Origin of the sequence: Streptomyces bathyalis (genome assembly GCF_015910445.1) — a bacterium.
In the GTDB taxonomy this organism is placed as follows: domain Bacteria; phylum Actinomycetota; class Actinomycetes; order Streptomycetales; family Streptomycetaceae; genus Streptomyces; species Streptomyces bathyalis.
On record NZ_CP048882.1, the window covers coordinates 6,184,962 to 6,201,796 of the forward strand.

The 16,835-nt window shown below is 70.8% G+C and carries 13 protein-coding genes; 10 read left to right on the forward strand and 3 right to left on the reverse strand.

The features are described from left to right. Positions 1–161: 161 nt before the first annotated feature. The 3 genes from polA to G4Z16_RS26790 all read left to right on the forward strand — a co-directional run bounded on the left by polA (position 162) and on the right by G4Z16_RS26790 (position 5,187). A complete protein-coding gene (gene polA / locus G4Z16_RS26780; RefSeq protein WP_197354939.1) occupies positions 162–2,819 on the forward strand; it encodes a DNA polymerase I in 2,658 nt (885 codons plus the stop codon). A 109-nt stretch (positions 2,820–2,928) separates the two neighbouring features. Beyond that, entirely contained in the window at positions 2,929–4,539 is a 1,611-nt protein-coding gene (locus G4Z16_RS26785; RefSeq protein ID WP_246531089.1) for a lytic transglycosylase domain-containing protein, read from the forward strand. A gap of 255 nt (positions 4,540–4,794) precedes the next feature. Continuing rightward, entirely contained in the window at positions 4,795–5,187 is a 393-nt protein-coding gene (locus tag G4Z16_RS26790) for a TIGR03618 family F420-dependent PPOX class oxidoreductase (RefSeq protein ID WP_197353192.1), read from the forward strand. Between the two features lie 57 nt (positions 5,188–5,244). Here the strand turns inward: G4Z16_RS26790 and G4Z16_RS26795 are convergent, their stop codons facing one another. Next, complete coding sequence (locus G4Z16_RS26795; protein ID WP_197353193.1) at positions 5,245–6,105, reverse strand: class I SAM-dependent methyltransferase; 861 nt, start codon at positions 6,103–6,105, stop codon at positions 5,245–5,247. Between the two features lie 353 nt (positions 6,106–6,458). Here G4Z16_RS26795 and rpsA point away from each other — a divergent pair, with 353 nt between their 5' ends. From rpsA to G4Z16_RS26815, 4 genes are all read left to right on the forward strand, one after another. After that, complete coding sequence (gene rpsA, locus G4Z16_RS26800; RefSeq protein ID WP_197353194.1) at positions 6,459–7,994, forward strand: 30S ribosomal protein S1; 1,536 nt, start codon at positions 6,459–6,461, stop codon at positions 7,992–7,994. A gap of 200 nt (positions 7,995–8,194) precedes the next feature. Next, complete coding sequence (locus G4Z16_RS26805; RefSeq protein ID WP_197353195.1) at positions 8,195–9,184, forward strand: proteasome assembly chaperone family protein; 990 nt, start codon at positions 8,195–8,197, stop codon at positions 9,182–9,184. A gap of 57 nt (positions 9,185–9,241) precedes the next feature. Continuing rightward, a complete protein-coding gene (gene coaE, locus G4Z16_RS26810) occupies positions 9,242–9,898 on the forward strand; it encodes a dephospho-CoA kinase (RefSeq protein ID WP_197353196.1) in 657 nt (218 codons plus the stop codon). 138 nt (positions 9,899–10,036) lie between these two features. Beyond that, the gene (locus tag G4Z16_RS26815) at positions 10,037–10,411 is read left to right on the forward strand and encodes a tetratricopeptide repeat protein (RefSeq protein ID WP_028435629.1); all 375 of its coding nucleotides are present in this window, start codon (positions 10,037–10,039) and stop codon (positions 10,409–10,411) included. A 175-nt stretch (positions 10,412–10,586) separates the two neighbouring features. On the opposite strand, the gene G4Z16_RS26820 is transcribed toward G4Z16_RS26815, so the two are convergent. Beyond that, a complete protein-coding gene (locus G4Z16_RS26820) occupies positions 10,587–11,138 on the reverse strand; it encodes an HAD domain-containing protein (RefSeq protein WP_197353198.1) in 552 nt (183 codons plus the stop codon). Positions 11,139–11,179: 41 nt separating this feature from the next. Next, a complete protein-coding gene (locus G4Z16_RS26825; RefSeq protein ID WP_197353199.1) occupies positions 11,180–11,860 on the reverse strand; it encodes a maleylpyruvate isomerase N-terminal domain-containing protein in 681 nt (226 codons plus the stop codon). A 184-nt stretch (positions 11,861–12,044) separates the two neighbouring features. On the opposite strand from G4Z16_RS26825, the gene G4Z16_RS26830 reads away from it, so the two are divergent. From G4Z16_RS26830 to G4Z16_RS26840, 3 genes are all read left to right on the forward strand, one after another. Beyond that, complete coding sequence (locus G4Z16_RS26830) at positions 12,045–14,957, forward strand: DEAD/DEAH box helicase (RefSeq protein ID WP_197353200.1); 2,913 nt, start codon at positions 12,045–12,047, stop codon at positions 14,955–14,957. After that, positions 14,954–16,336: an SWIM zinc finger family protein gene (locus G4Z16_RS26835; RefSeq protein WP_197353201.1), complete on the forward strand. Its 1,383-nt coding sequence runs from the start codon at positions 14,954–14,956 to the stop codon at positions 16,334–16,336. Before G4Z16_RS26830 ends, G4Z16_RS26835 begins: the two co-directional genes overlap by 4 nt. Positions 16,337–16,421: 85 nt before the next feature. Further along, positions 16,422–16,805, forward strand: a complete 384-nt coding sequence (locus G4Z16_RS26840) for a hypothetical protein (RefSeq protein WP_197353202.1) — start codon at positions 16,422–16,424, stop codon at positions 16,803–16,805. Positions 16,806–16,835 lie beyond the last annotated feature (30 nt).

The following is a 16,835-nucleotide window of genomic DNA, read 5'->3' on the forward strand; positions in this document are numbered from 1 at the left end:
TCTCGCAGTCCTCGCACGGTGCTCGGGTGCCGGTCCCCGGGACGCGGCGGCCCGGTGAGGGCTGCGCCGTGTGCGTCCGGACGGGGTTGTCGGTGGGGCGTGGGAGGATCGGGGACGTGACTGAGAAGGCATCGAAGAAGACCGCACCGCGCCTGCTCCTGATGGACGGGCACTCGCTCGCATACCGCGCGTTCTACGCACTGCCCGCGGAGAATTTCTCCACCTCCACGGGCCAGACGACGAACGCGATCTACGGCTTCACCTCGATGCTGTCCAACACCCTGCGCGACGAGGAGCCCACGCACTTCGCGGTCGCGTTCGACGTCTCCCGCAAGACGTGGCGCTCGGCCGAGTTCGCGGAGTACAAGGCGAACCGCTCCAAGGCCCCGGACGAGTTCAAGGGCCAGGTCGAGCTGATCGGGGAGCTCCTCGACGCGATGCGGGTGCGCCGCTTCGCCGTGGAGGGCTTCGAGGCCGACGACGTCATCGCGACGCTGACCAAACAGGCGACGGCCGAGGGCTTCAAGGTCTCCATCGTCACCGGCGACCGGGACGCCCTTCAGCTCGTCAGCGACGACGTCACGGTCCTCTACCCGACGAAGGGCGTCTCGGAGCTGACGCGCTTCACGCCCGAGAAGGTCTTCGAGAAGTACGGTCTGACGCCTGAGCAGTACCCGGACTTCGCGGCGCTGCGCGGCGACCCGTCCGACAACCTCCCCGGCATTCCCGGCGTCGGCGAGAAGACGGCCACCAAGTGGATCACTCAGTTCGGCTCCTTCGCCGAGCTGGCCCGCCGGGCGGACGAGGTGAAGGGCAAGGCCGGGGAGAATCTGCGGGCGCACCTGGAGTCGGTCACGCTCAACCGTCATCTCACGCAGCTCGTGAGCGACGTCGAACTGAGCTGCCGTCCGGAGGACCTGGAGCGTGTCGCCTACGACCGGGACACGCTGAACGTCGTGCTGGACGCCCTGGAGTTCCGTCATCTCAACTTCCGCGAGCGGCTGTTCGCGGTCGATCCGGGCGCGCAGGAGGAAGAGGCCGCCCCGTCCGTTGAGGGCGTGGAGATCGAAGGCAGCGTGCTGGCCCCCGGCGAGCTGGTGGGCTGGCTTGACGAGCACGCGGGCGGCACCCTCGGCCTGGCCACCGTGGATGTGTGGAAGCTGGGCACGGGCAGCGTCAGCGAGATCGCTCTCGCCGCCGCGGACGGGCCCGCGGCCTGGTTCGACCCGGCCCGGCTGGATGAGGCGGAGGAGAGGGCCTTCGCCTCGTGGATCGCCGATGCCGCACACCCGAAGGTCGTCCACGACGCCAAGGCGATCATGCGTGTCTTCGCCGAGCACGGATGGAACGTCGCCGGAGTCACCCAGGACACGGCCCTGGCCGCGTATCTCGACAAGCCCGGCCGCCGATCCTTCGACATGGACGCGCTGTCGGTGGAATACCTCGGCCGCGAGCTCGGCCCCGCCGACGCCGGCGGCGGGCAGCTGGCCTTCGGCGTGGACGAACAGGCCGAGGCGCAGGCGCTGATGGTCAAGGCGCGCACGATCCTCGACCTCGGCGAGGTCTTCGAGGAGAGGCTCGCTCAGGTCGGGGCCGCCGATCTGCTGCGCGATCTGGAGCTGCCCACCTCGGCCGTGCTGGCACGAATGGAGCGCGCCGGCATCTGCGCCGACCGTGAGTGGCTGACGGGTCTTGAGCAGCAGTTCGCGGACGCCGCCCAGCAGGCCGTGAAGGACGCACACGCCGCCGTCGGGCACGAGTTCAACCTCGGTTCGCCCAAGCAGCTCCAGGAGGTGCTCTTCGGCGAGTTGGGCCTGCCCAAGACGAAGAAGACGAAGACGGGCTGGACGACGGACGCCGACGCGCTGACCTGGCTCGCGACGCAGACGGAGCACGAGCTGCCGGTGCTGATGCTGCGCTACCGCGAGCAGCAGAAGCTGCGCACCACCGTCGAGGGCCTGATCAAGACGATCGCCGCCGACGGCCGCATCCACACCAGCTTCAGCCAGACCGTTGCCGCCACCGGCCGACTCTCCTCCACCGACCCCAACTTGCAGAACGTGCCCATCCGTACGGACGAGGGCCGCGCCATCCGCCGCGCCTTCCGCGTCGGTGAGGGCTACGAGAGCCTGATGACCGCGGACTACAGCCAGATCGAACTGCGCGTGATGGCCCACATGTCCGACGACGAGAAGCTCATCGAGGCCATCACCTCCGGGGAGAATCTGCACACGACCGTCGCCTCGCAGGTCTTCGACGTCACCGAGAACCAGGTCGACGCCGAGATGCGCCGCAAGATCAAGGCCATGTCCTACGGTCTGGCCTACGGGCTCTCGGCGTTCGGCCTCTCCCAGCAGCTGGGCATCACGCCCGACGAGGCCCGCACGTTGATGGACGACTACTTCGAACGGTTCGGCGGAGTGCGCGACTTCCTCCACCGGGCGGTCTCCGAGGCGCGCGCGACCGGCTACACCGAGACCATCATGGGCCGCCGCCGCTACCTCCCCGACCTCAACAGCGACAACCGCCAACGCCGCGACATGGCGGAGCGGATGGCGCTCAACGCACCGATCCAGGGCACGGCGGCGGACATCGTCAAGCTGGCGATGCTGCGCGTGGACTCCGCACTGCACAAGGAGAAGCTGCGCTCACGGATGCTGCTCCAGGTGCACGACGAGATCGTGCTCGAAGTGGCCCCCGGAGAACGCGACGCCGTCGAGGAACTCGTGTGCCGGGAGATGGCCGACGCGGTCCAGCTGCGTGCGCCGCTGGATGTCTCGGTCGGCGTCGGCGACGACTGGGAATCGGCCGCCCACTGAGCCCTTCCCCGCCCCGCGGCCAATGCCCCCGACCCGCAGACGTAACAGGGGAGTTGCCGTAGTGTCGCCCCTGTTGGCGACCGCAGCGGAGAGCAGGGGAGTCCGGCACATGGCGCTGTATGGCGGTATTCGCGGCGGCAGGAAGATCCGCCGAGGGGTGACCGGTACGGCCATCGCCGCCGCGACGATGGCTGCCCTGACCGCGTCGCAGGCGCCGGGTTCGGACGTGAACCACCTTGTGGATCCGGGCAAGGAGCGTCCGGACGAGGCGCAGCAGCCCGACCGCGCACCGGGCGACGACTCGTACCACACGGAGCTGCCGCCCCTCGAATCGCCCGCCCCGCCCCGCAGCGCACTCGACAAGCCCTCCGAGTCCGGAATCCCGGCGTCGCTGCTCGCCGCCTACAAGAAGGCCGTCAGCTCCATCAACGCCTCCGACCCCGCCTGCGGGTTGCGCTGGGAACTGCTCGCCGCCATCGGCAAGGTCGAGTCCGGGCAGGCTCGCGGTGGAGCGGTCGACAAGGACGGCACGACCCTCCGGCCGATCCTGGGCCCGGTGCTGAACGGATCGGGCTTCGCCCGCATCCACGACACCGACCGGGGCCGCCTCGACGGCGACCGGCGCTTCGACCGCGCCGTCGGGCCCATGCAGTTCATACCCTCGACGTGGTCCCGCTGGGGCACCGACGGCAACGGCGACGGCAACCGCGACCCGGGCAACGTCCACGACGCCGCGCTCGCCGCCGCCGGGTATCTCTGCGCGGGCGAACGGGACTTGACCTCCAAGGCCGGCCTGCACCGCTCGATCCTCAGCTACAACAACTCCCAGGACTACCTGCGTACGGTGCTGGCCTGGTACGAGTTCTACCGCAAGGGCACCCACAAGGTTCCCGACGGCTCGGGTGCGGTGCCCACCTCACCGGGCGCCGGTGGCGCGGACAGTGCCGGCAAGGGGAAGGGCAACGGCAAGGGTTCGCACGGAGGCGGCTCCGGGTCGGACAAGCCCGGCAAGGGCGACGGCGGGAACGACTCGCCGGCTCCGGTCACGCCCACGGCCCTGAAGCCGGTCCTCCCGGGCCAACTGTCCGCCTACACCGGTGAGAACTTCGACGACCGCGTGCGCGTAAGGGCCGTCAGCAAGGCCGGCAAGGCGGTCAAGGGCGTCCGCGTCCAGTACACGATCAAGGGCGACACCGGCGCCCGCTTCCCCGGCGATTCGAGGAAGGCCACGGCCACCACGATGCCGAACGGCCTCGCCACCGCTCCTCTCATCGATGCCGGCGAGCAGGCGGGCAACTTCACCATCACCGCCACCACCAAGGTGGCCGGCAACGATCCGTCCACCACGGTGAAGGCCGAGGTCAAGCCGAAGTACACCTTCGCCGTCGACCACGAGGGTCCGCTGAAGGCCCCGGTGGATTCGGAGTTCACCGACTTCAAGGTCGATCTCAAGCATGAGAAGGAGGCGGCCGGCGGTGTTCCCGTCACCGCCACGATGGTTGACAAGAACGGCAAGGAGAACACCAAGGGGCCCTACTTCACGGACCTCTTCGGCAACGAGGACCGTTCCGTCACCGAGACGACGGGCGTACTCGCCAAGGCCGGAGTCCTCGACCTCCCGGCCATCCACACCGACGGCCACACCGGCACCTTCATCCTGCGCCTCACCACCGACGACGGCTCGACGTCCGACATCGAACTCACGGTCACCGAAAAGTAGTTGGCGCCTGCCGGTGACGACGCCGGTCACCGTCGCCAGCTTGCCGCCCCTCTAAGGCAGCCTGCTGTGTGCGGCCTGACGGGCCGTGCGATCAGGGGCGCGTGAGCAGGCGTCCATGCACCGTCCCGGCCGGTCGTGTGCGATCAGGCCGGCGCCGGCCGCGTACTGTCCGGTCCACGGTCCAGGCACGAGAGAGACGTGGAGCGGAACGCAGGAGGCGGAGCGCCGGTCCGCGTTCCGCGCCCGGAGGGCGCGATGGAGCTCGACGAGGAACTGCTCACCCTTCTGCGCGGGCCCAGTACCTGCTATCTGACGACGCTGATGCCCGACGGTTCGCCGCAAGTGACCCAGACCTGGGTCGACACCGACGGCGAGCACGTCCTCGTCAACAGCGTGCAGGGGTTCGTGAAGACCCGGAACATCGAACGGGACCCGCGAGTGGCGCTCGCGGTGGCCCATCCGGAGAACCCCACGCGCTACTTCCAGGTGCGCGGCCGGGTCGTCCGGACGACGACGGAAGGCGCGAGGGAGCACATCGAATCCCTCGCCCAGAAGTACCTCGGAGCGCCGTATCCCTGGTACGGAGGGCGGGAACAGGTGCGCGTCCTCTTCGTCATCGAACCCGTGAGGATCACCAGCATGGGATGAGCGCCCGGCCAGCCGGCCCCGGCCGGCCCGGCGCATACGTCCCGCCGCAGGGCCCTGTCAGCGCCCCTCGTCGCGCTCGCACACGAAGATCGCCGTCCCGGGGATCAGCCGCCCGCGCAGCGGGGACCAGCCGCCCCACTCCTGCGTGTTCCAGTCGGGCCACTCAGGCTCGACGACGTCCAGCAGCCGGAACCCCGCACCCACCAGATCGCGCACCCGGTCGCCGAGCGTGCGGTGGTGCTCGACGTAGACCGCGCGCCCCTTCTCGTCCTCCTCGACGTAGGGGGTCCGGTCGAAGTAGGAGCTGAGCACCGTCAGCCCTTCCGGGCCCGGCTCGTCCGGCAGCGTCCAGCGCAGCGGATGCGTCACGGAGAACACCCACCGCCCGCCGGGCTTCAGCACCCGCCGCACCTCCCGCAGCACGCGCACGGGGTCGGCGACGAATTGCAGCGCACCGTAGGCGGAGAAGGCCGCGTCGAAGGAGGCGTCGGCGAAGGGCAGCGCCCGGGCGTCCGCCTCCACGAGCGGAAAGCCGGCACCATCCCCGTCACCGCAGCCGATGCGCAGCGCGTGCTGGAGCTGCCGGTGGGAGAGGTCGAGCGCGACGGGACGGGCTCCCTGCGCGGCGAGCCACCGGGAACACTGCGCAGCGCCCGCACCCACCTCCAGTACGTGCCGCTCACGCAGCGCCCCGGACGGGCCGAGCAGCCGGGCCTTCGCCTCGTCCAGGCCCTCCGGGCACCACACGAAACGGGCGTCGCCGAGGAAGGCGCCGTGATCGTCCTGGTACTCGTCGGCGTTGCGGTTCCACCATCCGCGGTTGGCGCGGCTGCTCTCCGCGTCGCCGGCCTGCCTGCGTACGGCCTCCGGCTCGGCGTACGTCGCCGTGCTTTTCCTGCCGCCGTCGTCTTGGATCATCGCGCCCGCCGTCGTACTCTCACGGATATGACTTGTCGCCGCGGGGGCCGCGGAGACATCGCTCAGTGCCTCAAGGGGTGCACGCTGTGACGGGCGCGCCGGTTATGGGACGTTCCACCCCAGCTGTGCTCTTTCGCGCATTGACCATGCCCAGCGGCCCCCGTATGCTACAAGTTGCGCTGCGGGCCTGCGCGCCTCGGACGGAGCAGGCCGCGCTCGCATCGGTGGTGTATTCCCTCGGGTTTGTGGCTCTCAAGGCTGTGTCCGGCTGGCTTGCATGCGCGGTGCGATAACGGGCTCTCGGCGTAGCAGGACCTACGACTTTCATGTCCGTACCGGAGACCCTTTCACACATGACGAGCAGCACCGAGACCACCGCCACCACTCCGCAGGTTGCGGTAAACGACATCGGTTCCGAGGAAGCCTTCCTCGCCGCGATCGACGAGACGATCAAGTACTTCAACGACGGCGACATCGTCGACGGCGTCATCGTGAAGGTCGACCGGGACGAGGTCCTGCTCGACATCGGTTACAAGACCGAAGGCGTCATCCCGTCCCGCGAACTCTCGATCAAGCACGACGTCGACCCCAACGAGGTTGTCGCCGTCGGTGACGAGATCGAAGCCCTTGTGCTCCAGAAGGAGGACAAGGAAGGGCGTCTGATCCTCTCGAAGAAGCGCGCTCAGTACGAGCGTGCCTGGGGCACCATCGAGAAGATCAAGGAAGAGGACGGCATCGTCACCGGCACCGTCATCGAGGTCGTCAAGGGCGGCCTCATCCTCGACATCGGTCTGCGGGGCTTCCTCCCCGCGTCCCTGGTCGAGATGCGGCGTGTCCGTGACCTGCAGCCCTATGTGGGCAAGGAGCTCGAGGCCAAGATCATCGAGCTCGACAAGAACCGGAACAACGTGGTTCTCTCCCGCCGTGCCTGGCTGGAGCAGACGCAGAGCGAGGTCCGTCAGACCTTCCTCACCACCCTCCAGAAGGGCCAGGTGCGCTCCGGCGTCGTCTCGTCCATCGTCAACTTCGGTGCGTTCGTCGACCTGGGCGGTGTGGACGGTCTGGTCCACGTCTCCGAGCTCTCCTGGAAGCACATCGACCACCCCTCCGAGGTCGTCGAGGTCGGCCAGGAGGTCACGGTCGAGGTCCTGGACGTCGACATGGACCGCGAGCGCGTCTCCCTGTCGCTCAAGGCGACGCAGGAAGACCCGTGGCAGCAGTTCGCCCGCACGCACCAGATCGGCCAGGTCGTGCCCGGCAAGGTCACGAAGCTGGTTCCGTTCGGTGCGTTCGTCCGCGTGGACGAGGGCATCGAGGGTCTGGTCCACATCTCCGAGCTGGCCGAGCGCCACGTCGAGATTCCGGAGCAGGTCGTCCAGGTCAACGACGAGATCTTCGTCAAGGTCATCGACATCGACCTCGAGCGCCGCCGCATCAGCCTCTCGCTGAAGCAGGCCAACGAGTCCTTCGGTGCGGACCCGACCACGGTCGACTTCGACCCGACGCTGTACGGCATGGCCGCGTCGTACGACGACCAGGGCAACTACATCTACCCCGAGGGCTTCGACCCCGAGGCCAACGACTGGCTGGAGGGGTACGAGAAGCAGCGCGAGGAGTGGGAGCGCCAGTACGCCGAGGCGCAGCAGCGCTTCGAGCAGCACCAGGCGCAGGTCATCAAGTCCCGCGAGGCCGACGAGCAGGCGGCGGCCGAGGGCGCCGGCGCAGGCGGCGGCAGCCCGCAGCCCCAGCCGGGCGGCAACAGCGGCGGTGGCCAGGGTGCCGGTTCCGGCGGTTCGTACTCCTCGGAGTCGAACGACGACTCGGGTGCTCTCGCCTCGGACGAGGCGCTGGCGGCTCTCCGCGAGAAGCTCGCAGGCGGCCAGAGCTGAGGCACTGATGCCGAAGGCCGGCCGCTGAGAGGCGGAAGAGGCTGACAGTACGAAAAGTGGGGCCTGCTCCTTCGGGGGCGGGCCCCACTTCGCTGTCCGCGTCCTGCCGCAGGAATGCCCGCCGCCCACGCACCGTTGTCGTATGGGAACGCGACTAGTTAGGGGCGCCAGCAGTGCTTGAACCGCACAGTGGGCAAAGCGTGTACAAGTGGGACCAGAGCGGCCTGGAGGCTGTCGATGCCGTCCTCGCCGAGTCCGACAGCGCCGGACTGGTGATGCTGTATCACTTCGAGGGCTACATGGACGCGGGCGACGCTGGAGAGCAGATCGTCGAGCGTCTGAAGGACACTCAGCCCAGCACCGTCGTAGCGCGTTTCGACGCCGACCGGCTCGTCGACTACCGCGCGCGCCGCCCCACCATGACGTTCCGCCGCGACCGCTGGGTCTCCTACGAGACGCCAAGGCTGGACCTGCGGCTCGTACGGGACGCGACCGACGCACCGTTCCTGCTGTTGTCCGGGCCCGAACCGGACGTGCAGTGGGAGGCCTTCACCGCGGCGGTCGGTGAGATCGCCGAACGCCTGGGCGTGTGGATCTCGGTCAACTTCCACGGCATTCCGATGGGCGTCCCGCACACCCGTCCCGTGGGGCTCACGCCGCACGGCACGCGTACGGATCTCGTGCCGGGTCACCGGGCCCTCTTCGAGGAGGCCGAGGTCCCCGGCAGCGCCGCCGGGCTGATCGAGCTGCGGCTCGCGGAGGCCGGGCACGACGTGCTCGGGGTCGTCGCGCATGTGCCGCACTACGTGGCGCGGTCGCCCTACCCGGACGCCTCCCTCGTCATCATCGAGGCCATCACCTCGGCCACGGGCCTTGTGCTACCGGACGTGGCGCACGCCCTGCGCAACGAGGCGCTGAAGACGCAGAGCGAGATCGAGCGGCAGCTCGCCGAGGGGGACGAGGACCTCGTGGCTGTCGTACGGGGCCTGGAGCAGCAGTACGACGCACTCGCCGGGGTCGAGACCCGGGGCAGCCTCGTGGCCGAGCCCGGCGAGCTGCCCTCGGCCGACGAGCTCGGAGCGGTCTTCGAGCGCTTCCTCGCCGAGCGCGAAGGTGAGGGCGGCGGGAAGGGCCCAGGCCGCGCCGGCGGGGGCGGATCCGACGGGAGCGGCGGCGACAGCTCGACCTGAGCCGGCGGGCCCGGCCTGGACGCCGCCGGTTCAGGCGCACCGTATAGCGTGGCCGACATGCTGAAGGTCGGACTGACGGGTGGCATCGGAGCCGGGAAGAGCGCCGTCTCCGGGCTGCTCGACGGGTACGGGGCGATGATCGTCGATGCGGACAAGATCGCCCGGGAGGTCGTGGCGCCCGGTACGCCGGGGCTCGCCGCCGTCGTCGAGGAATTCGGGGAGGAGATCCTCACGCCCGACGGCAGCCTCGACCGGCCCAAGCTCGGGTCCGTCGTCTTCGCCGACACGGACAGGCTGGCGGCGCTCAACGCGATCATTCACCCGCTCGTGGGAGAGCGCTCCGCCGAGCTGGAGCGTCAGGCAGAAGAGGCGGAGAAGGCGGCGACAGCGCGACCTGAGCCGGCAGGGGCCGGCTCTCCGGAGGACGGTGGCGGCGGCGTGATCGTCCACGACGTGCCGCTCCTCGCCGAGAACGGGCTCGCCCCGCTCTACGACCTGGTCCTCGTCGTCGATGCCTCGCCGGAGACCCAGCTCGACCGGCTCGTGCGGCAGCGCGGCATGACCGAGGAAGAGGCCACCGCCCGAATGGCGGCGCAGGCCACACGCGAGGAGCGACTGGCGCTGGCCGACATCGTGATCCGCAACGACGGCTCGCTGGAGGAGCTGGAGACGCGGGTGCGAGAGGTGTGGGAGGAGCTGCGCCGGCGGGCGTAGCGGCGCGCGACGGGGCGTAGCCCGCTCCAGTGGGAGCGGAGTGCCAGTGGTTGCGACTGGGAATAGCTACAGGGGATGAGGCGTTCCGCGCCTGTGCACCGTAACTTTCACACCGGCCCCGGTGAGGAGGCAGCCACCGTGTCCGAGGCCACTCCTGAGACCCTGGTCATCGAGTTCCGCGCTGCCGAGCAGCTGATCAATGCGCGCGACCCGCGTGGCGCCCTGAAGCTGCTCGACACGGTCATCGCAGCGCACCCGGAGAACACGGCCGCGCGGTTGCTGCGCGCCCGTGCGTTCTTTCTCGGAGCCCAACTGCGCCCTGCGGAGATGGAGTTCCAGACCGTACTGGAACGCGAGCCGGACAACGCGTTCGCGCATTTCGCACTCGCCCGTACGCTTCAGCGCGCGGACCGCAAGGACGAGGCACGGCGCCACTTCCGGCTGGCCGCGGCCCTGGATCCGCGGCCGGACTTCGTCGAGGCCGCGGACTTCGACCCTCCGCGCTCTTCCTGACACTCTCCGGCCAGGGGTGTACTGCCCGCCGGCTCGAATGCCGGGCGGACGGCACCGCCGGTGGAGCTTCGGGAGTGCCGGTGCAGGCGGAGACTCCCCGGACCGGGCTCCGGGGCCGGGCGTGCCCTGCAACTGGCTTCCCCCGTAGGGGCGTTGTGATTTGTGTTTCCCTGCGCTACGAGGCGTTCCCGGCCTCCCGCTCGGCCCAAGTGCGCAGCGTCGCGAAGTCCTTGGGGCGCAGCCCGCGCCGGGGGCTGACCCAGTGCAGCAGCGCCGGACCGTCGTGATGCGCGGTGACATAGCGCTTGTCGTGGTCGGTGATGCCGTCGTCGACCCACGCGAACGGGCGTCCCCTCGCCCACTCGACAATGTGCCGCGCCTTCCAGTGCGTGCCGTCCGGCCCCGGTGTGAACAGCTCCGCCCACTCGATCACGGGTAGTCGGGGCAGACCCAGGACCGGGGCGATGTGTGTGTTGGCGTCGTGCATCCACGTGGTCGCCCACACCAACTCGTAGGGCAGCGCACTCAGTTGGGGTCCGTGCGCGGCCCTGAGCCACACGCGCAGCGACTTGACCTCCTCCTCGGGAAGAGGGGCGTTGCGGCGCACCCAGTCGGCCGGCTTGAAGCGGTGCGTCGTGTAGCCGCGCGGCCGCCGGCGCAGCCGGGTGGCGAACGGATTGAGCGGACCGTCGACATCGAGCAGGAGGAGGGGTGCTGTTGATGGCATCGCACCCATGATGCCGCCTCCTGCCACCATCCGTCTCCGGATCAGCCCGCTGCCGGCGCCGTGACCTGCTGTGCGTCGGGACTGCCGGACCAGCGCCACGATGTGCGGCGTGGGTGGCCCGGGAGAGCGGTACGACCGGTGGCCCACAGCAGTGCCTGCCAGGGGTCGGCGTCGACCTGCACGTCGGGAAAGAGCCTGGTGAGCACGCGGCAGCACAGGTCCTGCGGCGGCTCCCAGCCGATGCCGAGGCCCTCGGCGACGTCGTACACGTGGACCAGGGTCTCCACGACTCCCATCGCCGCGAAGCCTCCCGCGTCGGCGACGCCGTACGGATGCCAGGCGCGCAGGTCCGGCGGCACAGTGCGCACCATGGCCACCAGCAGTGCGCCGCTGGCCTCCAGGACCCGCAGCAGTCCCGCCGTCCCCGCGTCCCGGTCCGCGAAGATCGTGTTGCTGGGGCCTCCCGGCTGCCGCGGCGCGAAATAGAAGGGGATGCCGTCCGTCAACGGAGGGTTGTCGGGCGTGAGTTGAGTGGCGTAGGTGAACAGGTCGTCGCTGAGGTGCTCGACGGTGTCCCAGCAGTCCCACTCCAGGGACCCGGCCTTGACGCTCCAGTCCGCCTCCGCCCCTGCGCTCAGGGCGGCCACGGCCAGCCGCACCGCCTCGTGCACGTCCTCCGCTGTCACCAGCATGGTCCGGTCCGATCCGGCGTTTTCCGACATGGCGTGAACGTATCAACGCGGTATGTGACGCCGCGCGCCGATTTCCGGACGGAGGCCGGTGGACGGAAAACCACGAGGGCGTTGTCAGTGGCCGGCCTTAGACTCGTGCGCGTTCGAGTGGGGACCGTGCGTCGCCGGGGAGCGCACGGTCCCTGCAGTACGAGAAGCGGAAGCGGTGGCGCGGATGGCAGTGCCCCCGAGGGACGGGCTCGCGCGGTGCGCCGCGGTCTTTCTGCCGGGGGAGCCGTCGCGCACGGGCAGGGTCGCCTTCTGGCACCCGGACGGTGCGGAGCTGCCGGCGCCCGGTGAATGCGGGATCCCGGGCGCGGTGCCGGCGGAGCTGACGGTCGCGCGGCGCCATGGAAAGGGTGCCCGTGCCCGTACGGTCGCGGCTCTCAGCGTGGGTGTGGGCGACGCGCTGCCCATGCTCGTGGGCGCACGCCAGGATCCGGGAGCACACCCGGCTGCCGCCTGCTGGGGAGCCGCCGCACTGCACGCCCTGCACCTCGTCGCGCGGGGGCGTCTGCTGCCCGGCCTCGGCAGCGGGGACACCGACGCATGGCGGGCAGGGCCCCTGGAGGCGCAGGACGTCGAGCATGTGCGGGCGATCGCGGCTGCCATGCCGGCCGAAGCGCACGCGGTACCCGTGCCCGGCAGCGGCGGGCCGCTGCGTCTGCCCGCACCGGAGGCCCTGCTGCGGTCCTTCCTCGACGCCGTTGCCGACACCCTGCCCCGCACCCCGGCGGCGCCGCACGCCGTGGGCGCTCCCTTTGCCGCGTCCGAGCCGCAGCGCCTCCCGGGAGCGCGCGAGTGGGCCGCGGAGGTCGCGGCAGGCATGGATGTGGGCGTGCGGATCTCCCTCCGCCTCGACCTCGCGGCCCACGACCTGTTCGACAGGGGCCCGGACGAGGAAGGCGCGGGCGGTGAATCGGGCAGCGAATCCGGCGGTGACCGGGTCCGCAGGGGTTCGGCGGCCGTCGTGCAGGTGCACAGCCTTGCCGATCCCGTGCTCGTCGCGGACGCGGCCCAACTCTGGGCGGGAGCCGACCACTTCGGCCCGCGCGCCCGCATCGACACCCTGCTCGGGCTGCGCCGCGCCTCCCGCGTGTGGCCGCCGCTCGGACGGCTGCTGGAGCGTCCCGTCCCTGACGTGCTGCCGCTGTCGGAGGACGAGGTGAGCGACCTGCTCGGCAGAGCCGCCACGCGGCTCGCGGCCGCCGGCGTCGCGGTGCACTGGCCGCGCGAGGTGGCACGTGAACTGACCGCGACCGCCGTGATCCGTCCCGCCCCCGGCACGGCCTCGGACGGATTCGGCTTCTTCGAGGCGGACGAACTGCTCCAGTTCCGCTGGCAGTTGGCGCTCAGCGGCCAGCAGCTCAGCGAGGCCGAGATGGATGCGCTGGCCGAGGCCCACCGGCCTGTCGTACGGCTGCGCGGCCAGTGGGTGCTGGTCGACCCCGGGCTCGTACGCAAGGCGCGCAAGCGCAACCTGGGCCTGCTGGAACCCGCCGACGCCCTGTCCGCCGCGCTCACCGGTTCCGCGGAGGTCGACGGGGAGAGCGTCGAGGCCGTCCCGGTCGGCTCCCTGGCGAAGCTGCGCGCACGCCTGCGCGCCGAACCACCCCCGCTCGCCCAGCCGGAAGGCTTGCATGCCACCCTCCGCGACTACCAACTGCGGGGTCTGGCCTGGCTCGACCTGATGACGTCCCTCGGCCTGGGCGGCTGTCTCGCCGACGACATGGGGCTCGGCAAGACCGTCACGCTCATCGCGCTCCACCTGCACCGCGCGCGGTCGGGTTCGCGGGCGCCCACCCTCGTCGTCTGCCCGGCCTCGCTCCTGGGCAACTGGCAACGGGAGATCGAACGCTTCGCGCCGGAGGTGCCGGTGCGCAGGTTCCACGGCTCCGAGCGCAGCCTCCCGGGGACGGTCCAGGAAGACTCCGGCGCCGGCGGCTTCGTCCTCACCACCTACGGCACGATGCGCTCCAGCGCCTCCGAACTGGCCGCGCAGCGCTGGGGGTTGGTCGTCGCCGACGAGGCGCAGCACGTGAAGAACCCGCACTCCGCCACGGCCAAGGCGCTGCGGACGCTCCCCGCTCCCGCACGGGTGGCTCTCACCGGCACACCCGTCGAGAACAACCTCTCCGAACTGTGGGCGCTCCTCGACTGGACCACACCGGGGCTGCTCGGTCCGCTCAAGTCCTTCCGCGCACGGCACGCCCGCGCCGTGGAGAGCGGTGAGGACGAGGAGGCGACGCGGCGCCTGGCGCGCCTGGTCGGGCCGTTCCTGCTGCGGCGCAGGAAGTCCGATCCGGGCATCGCCCCCGAGCTGCCGCCGAAGACCGAGACGGACCACCCCGTCGGGCTCGTACGCGAACAGGCCGGGCTCTACGAGGCCGTCGTACGCGAGACCATGGCCAGGATCGAGGCGTCGGAGGGCATGGCTCGCCGTGGTCTGGTGATGAAGCTGCTGACCGCGCTCAAGCAGATCTGCAACCACCCGGCGCAGTATCTGAAGCAGGCCGCGGTGGCACCGGGCCGCGAGGGCGGCACCGTGATCGCGGGCCGGTCCGGCAAGCTGGAGCTGCTGGACGAACTGCTGGAGGTCATCCTCGCCGAGGACGACGCGGTCCTGGTCTTCACGCAGTACGTGGAGATGGCACGGCTCATCGAGCGCCATCTGCAACAGCGGGGCGTGCCAGCGCAGTTGCTGCACGGCGGAACGCCCGTCGCACGGCGCGAGGAGATGGTCGCCGGTTTCCAGAGCGGCGAAGTCCCGGTGTTCCTGCTGTCGTTGAAGGCCGCCGGCACCGGCCTGAATCTCACGCGCGCCGCGCACGTCATCCACTACGACCGCTGGTGGAACCCTGCCGTGGAGGAGCAGGCCACCGACCGTGCCTACCGCATCGGGCAGACGCAGCCCGTACAGGTGCACCGCATCATCACCGAGGGGACGGTCGAGGAGCGGATCGCTCAGCTGCTCGACGCCAAACGGGAGTTGGCCGACGCGGTACTCGACGGCGGCGAGGCGGCGGCGCTGTCCGAGCTGAGCGATGCGGAGCTGGCCGATCTCGTCTCCCTGAGGAGGACGGTATGACCGGGCCCGGGACCGCGCCGGGCGGCTTCGCCGCGGGCCGCGGCCACGGGGTCGCCCGCCCCGGCGTCGCGCGCACGCGCAGCCTCCCGCCCGCGCCTCCCCGCCCGGGCGCGCGCGGGCCCTTCGCCGACTCGTGGTGGGGCGACGCATGGGTGCGGGCCCTGGAGGAGTCCTCGATGGACGCGGGCCGGCTCTCGCGGGGCCGCACATACGCACGCGGCGGGTACGTCGGGACGATCACGGTCACGCCCGGCCGGATCGCTGCGCCCGTCAGCGGCAGCCGTCCCCGTCCGTACCGCACCGTGATCCGTTCGCAGGTGCTGACGGACCCGGAATGGGACGCGTTCCTGGACGCCGTCTGTGCTCAACCCGCCCATATCGCCGCCCTGTTGGACAAGGACATGCCGCACGAGCTCGTTGACGCGGCCACCGCCGCAGGGGTGCGGCTCTTGCCGGGGCCCGGCGATCTGGACCCCGCCTGCTCCTGCCCCGACAACGGGCGTCCCTGCAAGCACGGGGCCGCCTTGTGCTACCAGACGGCGCGTTTCCTGGACTCCGATCCGTTCGTGCTGCTGCTTCTGCGCGGCCGGGACGAGGAGGAACTTCTCGACGAACTCGCCCGGCGCAACGCGAAATCGAGCGCGCGCGACGCCCATGACGCACGCGGCAACCACCCTGTGGACGCTGGGCACGATGACCTCGACCACGCGCAGAGCACCCGGAATGCGGCCACTTCCGGAGTGCCGGCGCGCGACGTGCTGGCCACCTCCGTACGTCCTCCCCTGCCGGCACCTCTCGAGCCGCCCTCCGTGCCCGGCGAACCGCCCCTGCTGCCCGAACTACCGGGCGCACCTGAGCCGTTGGACCTCACCTTCCTCGCCACCGACGCGGCGAGGCGGGCCCACACCGCACTGACGACGACCGGTCACGCGGGGCTCGTACCGCTCCCGCCGCGCCACGACGCGATCCGGCTGGCGGCCACCCACCCCGACCTCACCGGCCGCGGCACCCTCTCCGCGCGGTTCGCCCGGCTCGCCCGCGAGAGCGGCCATACGGCGCCCGCCCTCGCGCGGGCAGCCGCGGCCTGGCGGCAGGGGAGTGAGGGGCTGTCCGTGCTGGAGTCCGACTGGGACCCGCCGGCAGGCGACTTCGACCGTGCACGCGGGGCCTTGGCCGCGGCCGATCTGCCTCGGATGTCGATCCGGCGCAACCGCCTCACCGACCCCACCGGCACCTTCCAGCTCCGCTACGGCCGCGACAGCCGCTGGTACCCGTACCGCAGCGAGAGGACCGGCGGCGCGGGGTCCGAGGAGTGGTGGCCGGAGGGCCCTTCGGACACCGACCCGGCGGCCGCGTTGACAGCGCTGATGGCGGGCTGAGAGGACGCGGCCCGAACCCGTTCCGAGCTGCCCGTCGATACCATCAAGTGCGGTGGGTGCACGTGGACTTCGGAGGGGGAGAGGCATGGACACTGCTTCAGCGGGAGCGATCGCGGCGGCCGTCAGCGCGGCGGCCGCCTCCGCCGGCACGGAAGCAGGCAGACACGCGTGGGAGTCACTGCTGGACCTGTGCCGGCGCATCGGGAGGGGGCGGCCGGGCGCCGAGATCGCGTTGCCCGACGACGCGGGCGACGAGGATCAGGTCCGTCAGCTGACCACCGGAGTGATCGACGAGAGCGAGAGGGACGAAGCCTTCGCCGCCGATCTGGAGAGGTGGGCCGGGGAGCACGGGTTCACCGTCCGCATCGAGCGGGGCAGCGTCCACAACACCGTCTCCGGCAACGCCCGTATCAGCGGCCCCGTCATCCAGGGCCGCGACTTCTCGGGGCCGATCAGCTTCGGCGGCTAGACCGCGCGCTTCGGCGAGCCTGAATCATCT